Source organism: Roseiflexus sp. (assembly GCF_057785375.1).
The window spans coordinates 70,121-84,286 of the sequence record NZ_JBYNRX010000080.1 but is presented as its reverse complement, the minus strand read 5'-3'; the positions used below and the strand labels follow the sequence as shown (position 1 = coordinate 84,286).

Genomic DNA, 14,166 nt, shown 5'->3' with positions numbered 1-14,166 from the left:
GGTTCCCATGCATGAAGGTGAACGCTACACCGGCGCGTGGGCAACGCCTGACCTGATCGGGCGCAAGGAAATCCTCCGGCGGATCGATGAGGCGATCCACGCTGCTGCCGGTCCATCGGTCGTGGCGCTGTATGGACCCGGCGGCATCGGCAAGACGCGCATGTTGAGCGATGCTCTGAAACGACAGACCGGCGGCGCCATTTACACCGCACAACGCCTGATCGATCTGTACGACATTCGCTACCACAGCAGTCTCGATCTTGCCGCTGCGATCTGCGATGCACTCGACGTTGCAAAAGGGAGAGACTTTCGTCAATTTGAGCAGGCGCGCGATCAGCAGCGCAAAGCGCAGGCTTCTGGGGATGTCAGGCAGATTGCAGCATTGACCAGAGAAGCATTGCAGGCTTTCACCGCCGATCTCAATCGCTTCTCGCAGCACCGGCGTGTCGTGATTGCCCTCGACACCCTCGAACGCATCGCCTATGGCGCCGGTGAACAGCGTCCGCCTTTTCAGGTTGCGCCATCATGGGAATGGCTGGTTGAGTCGTTGCCCGACTGGGGGAATGTCACGCTGCTGGTCGCCGGTCGCAATCAGATTACCCATCTCTTTCCAGATCTTCAGCAGCAAACCCATCTGACGCCTCTCAAAGTCGAACCATTTACCGAAGATGAAACGCGAGATTACCTCGATGCTGTGGCGCAGGCAGCCGAAAACGCCGGTGAACAGGCGGTGGCGGAGACATTACGCCGCCTGACGCCGGAACGCAGGCATCAGGTGTATCGTTACTCAGGCGGGTTGCCAATCCTGCTGGCGCTGCTCGCGGACTATATCAGCATTGCCGGGTTTGGCAAATTGCCGCCGATCGTCGAGACCGAGACCGACCCGGCGCGTGCCCGCGAGGTGCTCGAAGAACAGTTGATCGCGCGCATGATGGACTCACAGGCGATCAAGGACACTCTCCAAATGCTCGGACGCGCGCCGAAAGGCGTCGATGCCGGATTGCTGGCGCACCTCCTTGACATCTTGCCCGACGAAGCACGCCGTCGCCTCGCCATGATCGAGCGTCTGTCCTTCGTCAAGGTGCGCGGCGAGCGTTACTTTCTGCACGACGAGATGTATGCCATTCTGCACCGGCAGATTTATAGCGCGCCGGACGATGCCCCTGAAGCGGAGCGCGTCAACACTGCCATCATTCAATGGTATGCACAACAGATCAACGAGCGCCGCGAATCCCTCGATGAACTGTACGCGCCGATCGAACAACCGCGCCGCGCTGTCAGTGTTGCGCCGCGTATCGACTATGAGCGTATTGCAGCGGTTCAACAGGAGATCCAGCAACTGCTGATCGATCAACTCTCCTATCATCTGCGCCTTGATCCGCTCGAAGGATTCCGTGAGTATTTCCGCGATACCTTCTACGCCGTGTTCACCGGCAATACCATGCTCGACATTCAGTTGCAGGCGGAACTTCTGGCATTTCTCGACGAACGTGATCGCTCAGGAGAGCAAGCGTCCATCGACGGTCTGGAGCGCGAGGTTGTACAGGGTGTTACGGCTATTCGCCCGGTTGCCCGTCGCTATGCGGAGAACGATTACGATGGCGTCGTATGGGAAGCGCAACGGCTGCGGCAGGAACACCCTGGTCTTCTGGCGACGGCAGGGCGCACGACCGAAGCGGCGCTCGATGTGTGGGAGGCGCTCGCGCGAACCGGCAGGGCGAAGGAAGAATACCAGGACAGCGTCGAAACGGATCGACTGCTCGCAGCCGCTGAAGCGATTCTGGTTCCCGTCATTCGTTCGGCGTCTCCCGACGTCTCCGAGGCGCGGCGGTGGCGCGCCCGCAGCCTGCTGGCGCTGGCGTACCACGCGCGCGGGTTCAGCCTGCGCGCTCGCGGTCAGACCCGTCCCGCAATCGAGGCATACCGCCGTGCTGCTGTGCTCTGGCGGCAGGTCGATGTGCCGATCTGCCTGGCGTGGACCCTCAACAATCTCGGGTTTGTCGAAGTGGAAGAAGGAAATAGCGCCACTGGATTGGCGCTGATCGAAGAAGCGCTGGAGATCCGCAAGCAACTCGGCGCGCGCGCGCTGACCGGCGTCAGCCACGCCACACGCGCGCTGGCGCTCGTCTACACTGGCGAGTATGCAGAAGCGAAAGAGGATGCCGAACGCGCCCTGCGCCTGTTCCAGGCGGTCGAGTATCGTCTTGGCACGGGGCTGGCGCTGCGCAACCTTGCCGAAGCATTGCGCCGGTCGGTCTCCAGAGGCGACGATCCGCAGGAACGGATGGCCGTGCTGCGTGAAGCACGCGATTACGCAAATGAGGCATACCGTATCTTTGAAGATATTGGCGACCGGTTGCGTCAGGTCGAGTCGCTGATCGAAGAAGGGTGCGCCCTGCGCGATATGAGCGGTGTGCTCCGTGATCATCCGCTGCCAGGCGAAGACCTCACCGAGATGGCGCAGGACAGCCGTAACGCACTCGAGCAGGCGGCAACCCTGGCGCAGCAGATTGGCAACACCTTTCGTCACGTTGATGCACTGGTCAACATCGCCTATCTCGGCGCCAACGTTGGACAGTTGGATCTTATCGAGAGCGGACTGGCGCGCGCGAAGGAGGCGATCCCCGGCGAGTATGTGATAACCGAGCGGGGACGGCCCGATCCAGCAGGGACGGGCATCCGCAACCGCCATCTGTTCACGCAACTTGCCAGGATCCATATGCTGCTCGGCGGGCGGCTGTTTGTCGCTGTTCAGGATACAAAGTCTCAGAGTCAAGAGTCTCTTCGATCAATCGCCGAGGCATATGCGCGTTTCGCAGACCTGTTCGGCGCAGGAGCGCCCGTGACTGTCACATCCGCAGATGATGCGCTTGATCGGGCGATCCGCCACTACACCCTCGCCTTCGAGTACGACCGACTTTACAACCCGCTCGACGCCAGGGTACGACGTGCGCAGGATACGGTATACAACAAGATCAAGGCGCTCGGCGCCGATCAATTGAAAGTCGTTGCGGACGCCATTAAAGCCGTTGAGCGCGACTATCGCCTGGGCAGATCCGCAATGCGCGACTTGCTCGAAAGCCGCGCGCTGCTTTTCGAGGAATTGGCATAGCCGTAGCGCAGCAAGCGCAGCCCTTCGAGGCGCAGCACGTCGGGGAAGAGCGCCTGGTAGATGCGGCAATTCGGCGATTTCACATCATATCGTCCGGTGGCGCGGTACGTCAGCGCCGGGCACCCGCCGGCGCACCAGTAACGCCACATGCATGCCCGGCATCCTTCCTTTTCATCAACCGGCACGTTCTGAATGCCAATGGCATCCTCGCGGATCAGGCGGAGGGGATCGGGCGCAGCCACATCGGTGACCGTGCGCTCGATCGCCATGTGACACTTCGCCACACCGCCACGATGGTCGATGACCATGTACGAATGCCCGACGCCACACGGGCGGTCGTGCGGCGTATCGAGCCACGCCAGGTCGATGAGTGCGCCAGGCAGATTGTAGGGCGGGGTGCGCCGGGCAATGACGGCGAACGCTTCCCGCATCGCCGCGATAATCTGCTCATCCTGGAAGGAAAGATCGGCAGCGTGAGCGGAACAATCGTTCTCTCGGTAGAAGTTGAGCGCAAACGGCAACCCGCGATCCAGCACATACTCGACGGTTGCCGCCAGCCCGGCGAGGTTTCGGTGCGACAGCGTGATCGAAATCGAGGAAGTGACGCCGTGCGCCGCCAGCCGGTCGAGCGTCCGTGCAACGCAGGCAAACGAACCGCGCCCGTTGGCGAAGCGGCGATTGGCATCGTGCCCATCGCCGATGCCGTCGAGTGAGATCATCAGGCGCAATCCGCCGTCGCGCAGGGCACGGATCAGACGGTCGCCGAGCGCCACGCCGTTGCTGAGCACAACGCCATCAAGCGCCAACCCGTGTCGGGCTGCACATTCGCGTGCATACCGGTGTGTCGCAATGACGAGTGGAGCGTTCAACGTCGCCTCGCCGCCGGCATACTTCAGTTTGATCCGTCGGAAGCCGTGTGCCACCGCAGAACGAACCACGGCATCGACCGCCTGCCTGCTACGCGCCATGTCCATGGCATCTGCGGTTTTGCGGACGTAACAGTAGTCGCAGCGCAGGTTGCACGCATTGGTGACATGCAGCCAGGCGGTAAGCGTCTGCGGCGTCGCGCACTTTGTACAAGCCGGTTGGTCGAGGCGTTGGAGCAATTCCAGTTTGGCGAGACGCTGCGCTGCCCGATACAGATTGTCATCTTCTCCGGCGTCCGCCAGCCGTTGAGGCTGGCGAAACCGATTCAGCAGCGCCCATGCCGCCTCGTCAAGCACCACGACGCCTGCGCTGCCGAGCGGATTAAACGCCAGCACGTAGCCGCCGGGAAGCGTGTCGGTATGAAGTGCAGCCGTCTGGTACGCAACTGACTCGTCTACGGCGTCTTCAGCAGAGGGTGCGGGGCGTTCCGCTGGGCAGGCGCAGTCGGTCTCCGGCGGGGTGAAGCAGTCGGTTTCAACGGCGCCAACCCCCTGATATGCCAGATCTGCCGCACACAAGATGAGCGGGAATACCGCAACGGGTCGACTCGCGTTGTTCATAAGAGCCTCCTGAATGCCGCGCTGCCATGTGCCGGATTCAATTCTTTCATCATCCATAACCGCTGTATCAGCGCCGCTCCAACACGCGCATATGTCTACTATACCTCATTTCTGACGATTGTCTATATGTTCCAGAATGCCTTGCCTTCCTGATTCCAGCCAATGCGGGAGGGTCTCAGCCTGCCCTGACCGCTGCTCTGCCATGGTGCGCGCATCCACGCCTGCCAATGGTATTCTGCGAGTGTGCGTCACTTTGCCTCGCCTCATACTAACTTGCGGTCAGTCAGACACGATGTTCGCATGTTCATTGGGCAAGGAGCAACGGTCAACGCGCGCCGGCAGTCCACCCGGCGGCTGAAGCCGTGGCCTACGGGCGCCAGGCCCGCCCGCGCGGGCCGCACCGGGCGATACCGGATTCTTTGCTCAAAAACCATTATTGACTTCACTGCAAAAAGCAACCACGAAGGTCACAAATGGACACAAAGGAAATGCTCTTCATTGTATGAACCTTCGTGCGCTTCGTGTCCTTTGTGGTTTAAGCCTTTGTGCAGTGGACTCAATATTGTCCAAATGACCGCGTATTAGTATCAGCATCCCCTCTATGCTGAGCGTGCGCAGCGGCGCCTGCCAGAGTCGCCTACGCCGGGTGTGAAGTCCCACTGACGTGAGTCCGGTAGAGCGCATGCGCGCCCTTTGCGCACGCCGTCTGACGCTGAGTCGTCAGGAATGGTCAGGATTTGAGAGATGGCTTCTTTTTCTCTGGTTCCCTTTACGCCTGCCGTCCGATACTGATTGGTTGGTATGGCAGGCTGCCGCTTGACCTTTCATGCCGTGCTTGGACGCCGACATGCAGAAGTGATGATGCCAGTTCTGTAACAAAGCCGGCTGGCTTTGCGTAGATCGGGTAGAACCACTTCCAACCAGATGTCCTGCACCACATCACACCAGCGCAACGCTCCCGGCGGCGGTTCGGGAGAGCCTGCGGAGAGGCAGGCGCAAGGTTCCCGCGAGGCGCACGATGCCGGTGCGCGAGCGACTGCACAGCCATCTCGAAGGTTCTAAGAGCACGGTTTGGGTATGCTACAGGTGAGCGGGAGACGATACTTACGGAGAAGGAGGGGAACCATGCTCGACCTGATCCTGACCATTGTCCTGGCGATTGTTCTGTTCGGCATGGCGCGCTGGTTGGTCGAAGCGCTGATCCAGGCGCTCATCAGCCTGTTCACTGCCTTCTTCAGTGCGGCTGGCGCAATCGTGCTGATCGGTGTGCTGGTCTGGTTGTTGAACAGTGTGGGGAACTGGTAGAAGGTAACTGTCACCACAGGTTGTCGCCGCGCATCGCAGGGGGCGACGCAGCGGCGGCGCGTGGGTGCGGATCGCAGGGCAAGCGGGCGGGGGGAGGTGACCAGCGCCCGCAGGTGATCAGGCGCATAGCGGTGACTGCGCCGCCACCGGACGCCGAGCGGAGCGCCGGGTGGCGGGCGGGGGTGCAGGTGACCGGCGCCATAAGTTGCCGCCGCGCATTGCAGGGGCGGCACAGCGGCGGAGCACGGGGGTAACTGTCACCTTGAATCGGGCCAGTAGGAGACGAGCCGCCCCTGCGGGTTGTACAATCCGCCTGGATCGGTCTCCCGGTTGTTCCAGATCGATGCACTGCTGGTGTGCTTGAAAGCGCGCGTTTCACCCGGCGCCAGCGTGCCGCCGATGCCCTGGTGGATCTGGCTCCCCTTGAAACTGCACATGATCCAGCCGTCCAGATTGATCGGCTCGCTGCTGATGTTGCGCAGCGTCACCGTTTCCGTGCGCTTGTTGATCCCAACAATGAGCACCGGCGCATTTGGCGCTTTGGCGGCGTTGGGGTCCGTTCGGCACTTGTTGTACGATGGCGGCGACGCCTGGTTCCCTGTGGCAGTGGGTGCGGCAGAAGGAGGGGGAGTGGCGGCGACGGGCGCGCGTTCGCCTTGCGGTGAGCGCAGCCGAACCGCGTTGCATGCGTCCGGCGCCCACAGCCCCGCCTGCGCTTCGCGCGCCGCGCGTTGCGCCGCCTTGAACTGCTCCTGATACCGGTAGGGGGTTCGGAAGGTGTACTCGAAGCCATACCCCTGCGCAATAATCTCATAATTGATCAATCGTCCGTCGGGCAGCCAGACGAACCGCAGCAACCGATTGTACCGGTCGCGATCGCCCTGACTCGCGTCCGATTCGAGGAGCACGGTTTGACCGTCTGCCAATTCTGTGAGAAAGCGCGCGGCTTCACGCCCGAAGCACTCCACCGGGCGCGATGGATGGGTCGTCTCAGGCGTATCGACGCCGATCAGCCGGATGCGTCGCGTGCGCCCACTGCTCCCTGAGCCTGCCGAAGGGTTGAGCGTCACGTCGAGTGTGTCCCCATCGACAACAGACTTGACGACGGCACGTTCAAGACCGCTTGCCGGCATCGGCGGCGCCTGAACGGTTTCAGTCGTTGCCGTCGGAAGCAGGGTTGCGGTGGCGGATTGTGCAACGCGCTGCGCCGGTTGCGCTCCTGCCGCGCCCGGACTGAGGGTTGCAATCAGTGTGAACGTCAGCGCAAATGCGATGACGAGTCGGGAGACGCCGGGTGACGCTCTCCTGCGCCTGATCATGTGTCGTGTCCCTGGGGAGTAAATAGGTCGATTGAATGTTTCCACGGTTTGAACTCCTTTCGGGTATGTAAATGTGTCTGCCAATCAGCAGCGCCGCTTGCGGTGAGCGCGCCGAACTGCTTGCGGTGAGCGCGCGCTGAGCCTGTCGAAGCGCAGAATCGGAAAACGCGCTGCTGCATGAGTCCTGGATTAAGATAAGGAAGGAGTGCTCGCCGGATTAAGCGACTATCCGAAAAATCGCCCCATGAAAAGAATGCGGTCAGGCAGGCAACGGCGCTGCTTCGCCCATCCAACAGGCTTTTCCAGACAGGCGCCTGATACTCATGCGCGGTCAAATACTGCCGGGATGTGCAGCGGGATGCCGGGGCGCTGCGGGCGAAAGCCTTCGCTGAGCAATTGGAAGCCCTGCTGGGGCTACTGATGCCATAGCGCAGTCTGCGTCCACGACACGCCTGCCGGTGCGCGTTGACCGTTGCGCCTTGCCCAACGAACGCGCAAACATCGTGGCTGACTGACCGCAAGTTCGTATAAGCAGGTATGGGGAACTATCGCCGATGAGTGAGCAGGTGCGGGCAGCACCGTGCGCATCGTAGTGAGGGCGCATCGGCGCCCTTTGTGCTCTCAGCCCTGCGTTCGCCGCATGACCGGCGCGCCGCAATGCCAGTCGTGCGCGCCGGTCATGCGGCGCTCATAGCCGCGCTGCCTCCGAGGGGCAGATGCTCTTCCCAACTCCGCGCTGCCGGACGGGACGTAGAATGACCGCGTCTGGCGATTCCTGGTCGGCTTGTTCGATCATGGCAGAAGACGCATCAGGCTTCGGATACACCGTCGTTCACCGCAGAACGGATCACTCGAACAATGCGCTGACGGTGCAGGAGAAACCGGGCAGGAGATCAGGAAACGAAAGCATATCGTGTTCGGTGAAGGTGCGCGCACTGCCATCTGACATATATGCGACCACCTCGCGAGTGCGCGGGTAAATGGTCCACACGAGCGGCGTGCCAGCGCGCAGGAAATCTCGAATCTTCTCCCGGACATCTTCCGCTGTTTCGTTGGGGGATACGACTTCGATGGCCAGGTCGGGGGCGAGATCCCAGAAGCCTTCTGGCACTCCGTCGGGCGGAATGCGCTCTCCCCGGACATACGAGACATCTGGCGCGCGCACCGTATCAGGATTGCGCGCGAGGAGATACCCCGCCTCGACGCCGACATATCCTCCGGTCGTCTGCCCGATCCAGAGGCGCAGCAATGTTGCGATGGCGGCTGCAATGGCGCCGTGTCGTCCACCTGGAGGCATGGTTTCGATCACCTCCCCGCGCACCAGTTCGCGACGCACCTCGGCGCCCGGCAATTGCCAGAACTCCTGTGCGGTCATTATCTGGCGTGCCACCAGACTCATGGTTTACGCTCCCCTCGACTGATCCGGCTGCCGTCACGCCGATGACGGACTGCCCGGTTTTTTCACGACCCGAAGGCATACTGTTGCGCTCTGGAGGGGGTCTCTCATCGCATTATCATATCCGGCGGCGCCAACGGTCCGGTGAGCAGCGCCTCAAGTTCGGCGCCGGCCGGGTAAACCGCCGTTCCAGGCGGAACGACCAGCAGCGCATTGGCGCTCAGCATCGACAACAACCGGCTGCTCCCCTGCCGTCCAGTGCTGTGTGCCACCAGCCGCCCTTCCTCCCAACTGACGATGACGCGCTGATATTCCGGGCGATCAGGAGGCGGCTGGAGTGGATCGCGCAGCATCACCCGCACCCGTGGTCGTTCAGGATGCGCGTCGCCTTGCAGTCGGCGAAGCGCAGGGCGCACGAACACCTCGAATGACACGAGCGACGAAACCGGATACCCGGGCAATCCAAACGCCAGAAGCGGCGATGACCGCGCCGAAGCGGGTCGTTCAATCGTCGCAAAGGTCATCGGCTTGCCCGGCTTGAACGCGATGCGTCCGAAATGAACGGTTCCCAACTCCGCCAGCAGCGGCTTGATCAGGTCGCGCGTCCCCATAGAGACGCCGCCGCTCGTGAGCAATACATCGGCGCGATCGAGCGCCTCGAGGATCGCAGCGCGCTGCACATGCACATCATCGCGCGCAATACCAAGCGACAGCGCCAGACACCCGGCTTCACGCGCCGCCGCCATCAAAGCGTAGCGGTTGCTGTCGCGCACGCCACCAGGAAAAACCTTGCCATCCGGCTCATACACCTCATCGCCGGTTGCCAGCACCGCCACAACCGGACGACGGTACACCTTTGCCCGGCCACGCTCCACGGTCGCCAGCAACCCGATCTCGGCGGCGCCAAGCGTCGTCCCGCGCGCCAGCACCAGTTGCCCGGCAGCAATGTCCTGTCCGACGGTATGAATGTTCTCTCCAGCGCGGGGGGGGCGCTGCACAATCAGATCGCCATCGCATTCCTCAGTCTGCTCTGCCATGATCACAGCGTCGGCGCCCTCCGGAATCGGAGCGCCGGTCATGATGCGCACGGCAGTCCCCGCTTCGACGCGTAACCCCGGCGTCGAACCGGCGGTCACCTCGGCCATCACCCGGCGTGGAGCATCGCCATCGGTGCTGCGTACCGCATACCCGTCAACCGCTGCCTTGGGCATGTCGGGCAGCGGTTCGACGCCGTAGACATCCTCCGCCAGCACCCGACCATCGGCGGATTCGCCGAGAATATCGACTTCTTCAACGCCAATTGGCGTCACCTGGGCAGTGATCAGGCGCTGCGCCTCATCGACCGAAACCATCGGATAGGGCGATTTGTGTTGCATGGGTTGCGCCTCGTTATGCCGGCATCGCCGCAAGATCCGCCGACTTCTTCGCCGCATGCTCCTGTTCGCTCAGGAACCAGGTCGCTTCCATTGCCGCTTTGCACCCCTCGCCTGCCGCTGTGATCGCCTGGCGGTAGATGTGATCGACCACATCGCCCGCTGCAAAGACCCCCGGAATGCCGGTGCGCGTCCGATGGTCGGCTACAATGTACCCGTTCTCGTCGAGTTCCAGTTGATCCTTGAACAGCGATGTGTTCGGAATATGACCAATGTACGGGAACACTCCATCGGTTTCAATGATCGAGACTTCACCGGTCTTGAGGTTGCGCACGCGCACGCCGGTCACCTTGTCGTCCCCCAGAATCTCCTCGACGACCGAGTTCCACACAAATGAGACCTTGGGGTTCGAGAATGCCCGTTCTTGCAGGATCGGATCGGCGCGCAGCGCGTCGCGCCGGTGCACAATCTTCAATTCAGAAACGTAGCGCGTCAGGAAGAGACCTTCATCCAGCGCGCTGTTGCCGCCGCCGACCACGACGACCTTCTTGTTGCGGAAGAAGAACCCGTCACACGTTGCGCAATAGGACACGCCACGGTTCGCCAGCCGATCCTCGCCGGGAACGCCGAGTTTGCGCGGCGATGCGCCGGTTGAGATGATCAGTGCGTCCGCCGTCACCTCCTCGCCGTTGTCGGGAAAGATGCGGAACGGGCGCTGCGACAGATCGACGCGCTCGACGATGGCATCCATGTAGCGTGCGCCGAAACGCGCTGCCTGCTTTTCCATATTATCGGCGAGTTCGAAGCCGCCGATCCCTTCAACGAAGCCGGGATAGTTCTCGACTTCGCTCGTCGTTGCGATCAGTCCCCCCGGCTGCAACCCGCGGATTACCAGCGGCTCGAGGTTGGCGCGCGCCGCATAGAGCGCCGCAGTCAGTCCCGCCGGACCAGAACCAATAATGACAACTTTGCTGTGCATGTTGCGGTCTCCCTGTACCTTGAATCAACGGCGCTTCTGCGCCGCCACTCTTATGATGATACCACACCGGCAAAGGTTACGCAGACAGATTCGCTATTCCTGTAGGACTCCGGCGCCCTTGCCTGCCACTCAATGAACCAGCGCAGGCAGGGATGATCGTCTGTCTTTCGTGAAGCGCAATCCCGTGGCACTATCTGCATGGCGTTTCATATGTGCGACGGGAGGCGGTATGCGCTGGCTTGCTCTCGGACCAATCCTCCTTGCGATCATCATGATGATGGCAGTCGCGCCGACATCCACCACTGCTGCGCCAACTGCTCTGATCAACGAGTTCATGCCTGCCCCGTCAAGCGGGCCGGAGTGGGTCGAGATCGTCAACTCCAGCGACACACCGCTCGACATAAGCGGCTGGAGGATAGATGATGATACCCCTGGCGGCTCACAAACCGTCATACCCTCTGGCGTGCTTATCCCGCCATACAGTCTGATCGTCATCGAACTGAGCACGAATATTCTCAATAACACTGGATCCGACGCTGTGACCCTGATCGACGCTTCCGGCGTTGTTGTTGACAGTGCGCCCTATACGGCTGCAACGGTCGGCAAGAGTTTTGCGCGCTTCCCCGATGGGAGCGGCGTCTGGGTGAAGAGCAAGCCATCGCCAGGTGAGTGGAATGCGCCACCCGGACTGGCGCCATCCGCCACGCCGACATTGCCGCCTGATGACACGCCTGCTCCTGAGCCGTCGCCTACCGATGACCCATCGCCAATGGCGACGCCCGCCGATACCCCGGAGATTACGCCATCGGCGACGCCATCCAGCACCTCTGCAATACCGCCGACCGCAACCGGAACCGAGACCATCGAACCAACCGCAACGCGGACGCCGACGGCGACCACCGAGCCAACTGCAACGTCCGAGCCGGCCGCGACGCGCACGCCGACGGCGACCACCGAGCCAACCGCAACGTCCGAGCCGACGGCGACGCGGACGCCGACGGCGACCGTGGAACCGAGTGCGGTCGTGGAGCCGACGGCGACGCGCACGTTATCCCCGACGCGCACCCCCTCGCCGACGCGGACGCCGACGGCGACCGCCGAACCGACCGCGACGCGGACGCCGACGGCGACCACCGAGCCAACCGCGACGTCCGAGCCGACGGCGACGCGCACGCCGACGGCGACCGTGGAACCGACCGCGGTTGTCGAGCCGACGGCGACGCGCACGGCATCGCCCACCCGCACCCCCTCGCCGACGCGCACGCCGACAGCGACTGCCGAACCGACCGCCGTCGCCGAACCGACGGCGACGCGCACGGCATCGCCCAGCCGCATGCCGACGGCGACGCGCACCCCATCGCCCAGCCGCACGCCGACGGCGACGCGCACCCCATCGCTCAGCCGCACGCCGACGGCGACGCGCACCCCATCGCCCAGCCGCACGCCGACGGCGACGCGCACGGCATCGCCTAGCCGCACGCCGACAGCGACGCGCACGTTATCCCCCACGCGCACCTCATCGCCAACCCGCACCATGCAACCGGGCAACGCCGCCGGCAGCAGCGGGCCGTCGAGCCTGACAGCATCGCCATCATCAGGCGGAAGCGCACAAACGAGAGAAAGCGTCGCCCCTGCCGTCACCCGTCGTCCGTATGATCATCTGCCCGCCTGGGGTCCCGGCGGGTTGCCGACAGCGGCGCCGTTCATTGCTATGGGAGCGCGTGAGCCGTACAGAACGCTGCTCACACCTTCGGCTGCCCCGTCTATTTCACCCATACCGGCGCCGCAACCGACAATCATCGTATCCACAACGACCACATCAGCGGCGCGTGTTGTCGATTTCCCAATCATCGCCATCAAGATAAGCGCCGGAGTGCTTTTGCTCATCGCTGCCACATGGCTTGCCGTTCGTTCGCTGCGCCGCCAGAAAGCGAACACCTCCGAAAGCGGCGTAGAGGCGGAATGGTTTTACGAGATATGACACGACCGTAAGCGCTGTGCTACAATGGCGCTTTCAGATGTGCTCGTTTGCATTGCCGCGCTATCACAGGGAGGTGTGCCATGCTTGACCCGACGCCGCTCATCCAGGAGCGATTGTCACAAAACCGCTGGGGGTTGCTTGGCGGTCAGGGATGCGTCCTCGGGTTCGATGTCGGCAGTTATGGATTGCGGGCGGCGCTGGTGGATCTCAGCCGTCATACCTATGTCAGCGCACACCGTGAACCGGAACCCGAGACGCCGCAGGAACTCGTGGGGGGGGCAATTGATCTTGGGAACGAACTCATGGCTGCACATAGCGTCATCTCCTCGCAACTGGTTCGTGTCGGGGCGGGATTCGGCGGGCCAGTGGATGTCCGCCAGGGGATTGTGCTGCTCTCGCCGCGCGTCCCGGGTTGGGAACGCTATCCGCTGCGTGAAACATTCGAGAACGCCTTTGATGCGACGTGCGTCGTCGATAACGATGCCAATCTGATTGCTCTGGCAGAAGCGACCTTTGGGGTGGGGCGCGATACGCAACATATGGTCTATATTCATCTGAGCACCGGCGTCGGCGCCGGTCTTGTGCTCGATGGGCGTCTGTACCACGGCGCCACCACGACTGCCGGTGAGATTGGGCATGCTGTTGTCGGTCCGGTCGATCCGACGCGCCCCGGTGAGCGACCCAAAACCCTGGAAGAGCATGTATCGATCAAGGGGTTGCTGAACCGGGCGGCGGAACTTGGCCTGCACACGACCTTGCTGAGCGATATTTTCAGTGATCATCCCGCAGCGCAACAGGTCGTCGCCGAAGCGATCGACATTCTGGCAGTGCGCATTGCGCAGATTGTCGCTCTCATCGATCCGCAAATGGTCGTGATCGGCGGCGTCGTTGCCCGCAACGGCGGCGAAGCATTTATCAGCGCGATTCGTGAACGGATGCACATGTACATCGGGAAGATGGTCGAACGCCCGGTTCAGGTCGTTGGCGCCATGTTGGGCGCTGACAGCGTTGCGATTGGCGCCGTGGCGCTGGCGCTCGAAAGTATGCGCAACTGAGCCAGGTTGCGCTGCCGGGGTGAACACGCTATAATATGCGCTGCACCGCGGGGCGGCAGATACTTGCCGAACCCCGCCAGGACCGAGAGGTAGCAACGGTAGGCGAGTTCCTCTGGGTGTCCTGCGGTGTCACCACCGGCGCAAGGCGTCGGTGTTTTA

At 62.4% G+C, this 14,166-nt stretch carries 11 protein-coding genes and 1 other RNA gene; 5 read left to right on the top strand and 7 right to left on the bottom strand.

Annotated features, from left to right (window positions below):
- Positions 1-7 precede the first annotated feature (7 nt).
- Complete coding sequence (locus tag AC3EA7_RS14655) at positions 8-3,112, top strand: tetratricopeptide repeat protein (protein WP_488614807.1); 3,105 nt, start codon at positions 8-10, stop codon at positions 3,110-3,112.
- Here the strand turns inward: AC3EA7_RS14655 and AC3EA7_RS14650 are convergent.
- Positions 3,040-4,599 (bottom strand): radical SAM protein, encoded by a 1,560-nt coding sequence (locus AC3EA7_RS14650; protein ID WP_488614806.1) that lies wholly within the window; start codon positions 4,597-4,599, stop codon positions 3,040-3,042. The genes AC3EA7_RS14655 and AC3EA7_RS14650 overlap by 73 nt on opposite strands.
- A gap of 1,125 nt (positions 4,600-5,724) precedes the next feature.
- On the opposite strand from AC3EA7_RS14650, the gene AC3EA7_RS14645 reads away from it, so the two are divergent.
- A complete protein-coding gene (locus AC3EA7_RS14645; RefSeq protein ID WP_488614805.1) occupies positions 5,725-5,904 on the top strand; it encodes a hypothetical protein in 180 nt (59 codons plus the stop codon).
- Positions 5,905-5,914: 10 nt separating this feature from the next.
- Here AC3EA7_RS14645 and AC3EA7_RS14640 read toward each other — a convergent pair whose 3' ends face one another.
- The 6 genes from AC3EA7_RS14640 to trxB form a co-directional block, all read right to left on the bottom strand.
- A complete protein-coding gene (locus AC3EA7_RS14640) occupies positions 5,915-6,106 on the bottom strand; it encodes a hypothetical protein (RefSeq protein WP_488614804.1) in 192 nt (63 codons plus the stop codon).
- 55 nt (positions 6,107-6,161) lie between these two features.
- The gene (locus AC3EA7_RS14635) at positions 6,162-7,223 is read right to left on the bottom strand and encodes a thermonuclease family protein (protein WP_488614803.1); all 1,062 of its coding nucleotides are present in this window, start codon (positions 7,221-7,223) and stop codon (positions 6,162-6,164) included.
- Positions 7,224-7,911: 688 nt separating this feature from the next.
- On the bottom strand, positions 7,912-8,019 hold the full coding sequence (locus AC3EA7_RS14630; RefSeq protein ID WP_488614802.1) for a DUF3253 domain-containing protein: 108 nt from the start codon (positions 8,017-8,019) through the stop codon (positions 7,912-7,914).
- Positions 8,020-8,070: 51 nt separating this feature from the next.
- Positions 8,071-8,622: a Uma2 family endonuclease gene (locus tag AC3EA7_RS14625; RefSeq protein WP_488614801.1), complete on the bottom strand. Its 552-nt coding sequence runs from the start codon at positions 8,620-8,622 to the stop codon at positions 8,071-8,073.
- A gap of 104 nt (positions 8,623-8,726) precedes the next feature.
- On the bottom strand, positions 8,727-9,995 hold the full coding sequence (locus AC3EA7_RS14620; protein ID WP_488614800.1) for a molybdopterin molybdotransferase MoeA: 1,269 nt from the start codon (positions 9,993-9,995) through the stop codon (positions 8,727-8,729).
- Positions 9,996-10,008: 13 nt separating this feature from the next.
- Positions 10,009-10,971: a thioredoxin-disulfide reductase gene (trxB, locus tag AC3EA7_RS14615; protein ID WP_488614799.1), complete on the bottom strand. Its 963-nt coding sequence runs from the start codon at positions 10,969-10,971 to the stop codon at positions 10,009-10,011.
- 229 nt (positions 10,972-11,200) lie between these two features.
- Here trxB and AC3EA7_RS14610 point away from each other — a divergent pair, with 229 nt between their 5' ends.
- The 3 genes from AC3EA7_RS14610 to ffs all read left to right on the top strand — a co-directional run bounded on the left by AC3EA7_RS14610 (position 11,201) and on the right by ffs (position 14,143).
- On the top strand, positions 11,201-12,952 hold the full coding sequence (locus AC3EA7_RS14610; RefSeq protein ID WP_488614798.1) for a lamin tail domain-containing protein: 1,752 nt from the start codon (positions 11,201-11,203) through the stop codon (positions 12,950-12,952).
- An 80-nt stretch (positions 12,953-13,032) separates the two neighbouring features.
- Positions 13,033-14,007 carry an ROK family protein gene (locus tag AC3EA7_RS14605; protein WP_488614797.1) on the top strand — a complete coding sequence of 325 codons (975 nt, stop codon included), beginning with the start codon at positions 13,033-13,035 and terminating at the stop codon, positions 14,005-14,007.
- 39 nt (positions 14,008-14,046) lie between these two features.
- Positions 14,047-14,143, top strand: an RNA gene (gene ffs, locus AC3EA7_RS14600) — signal recognition particle sRNA small type.
- The last annotated feature ends 23 nt before the right edge of the window (positions 14,144-14,166 follow it).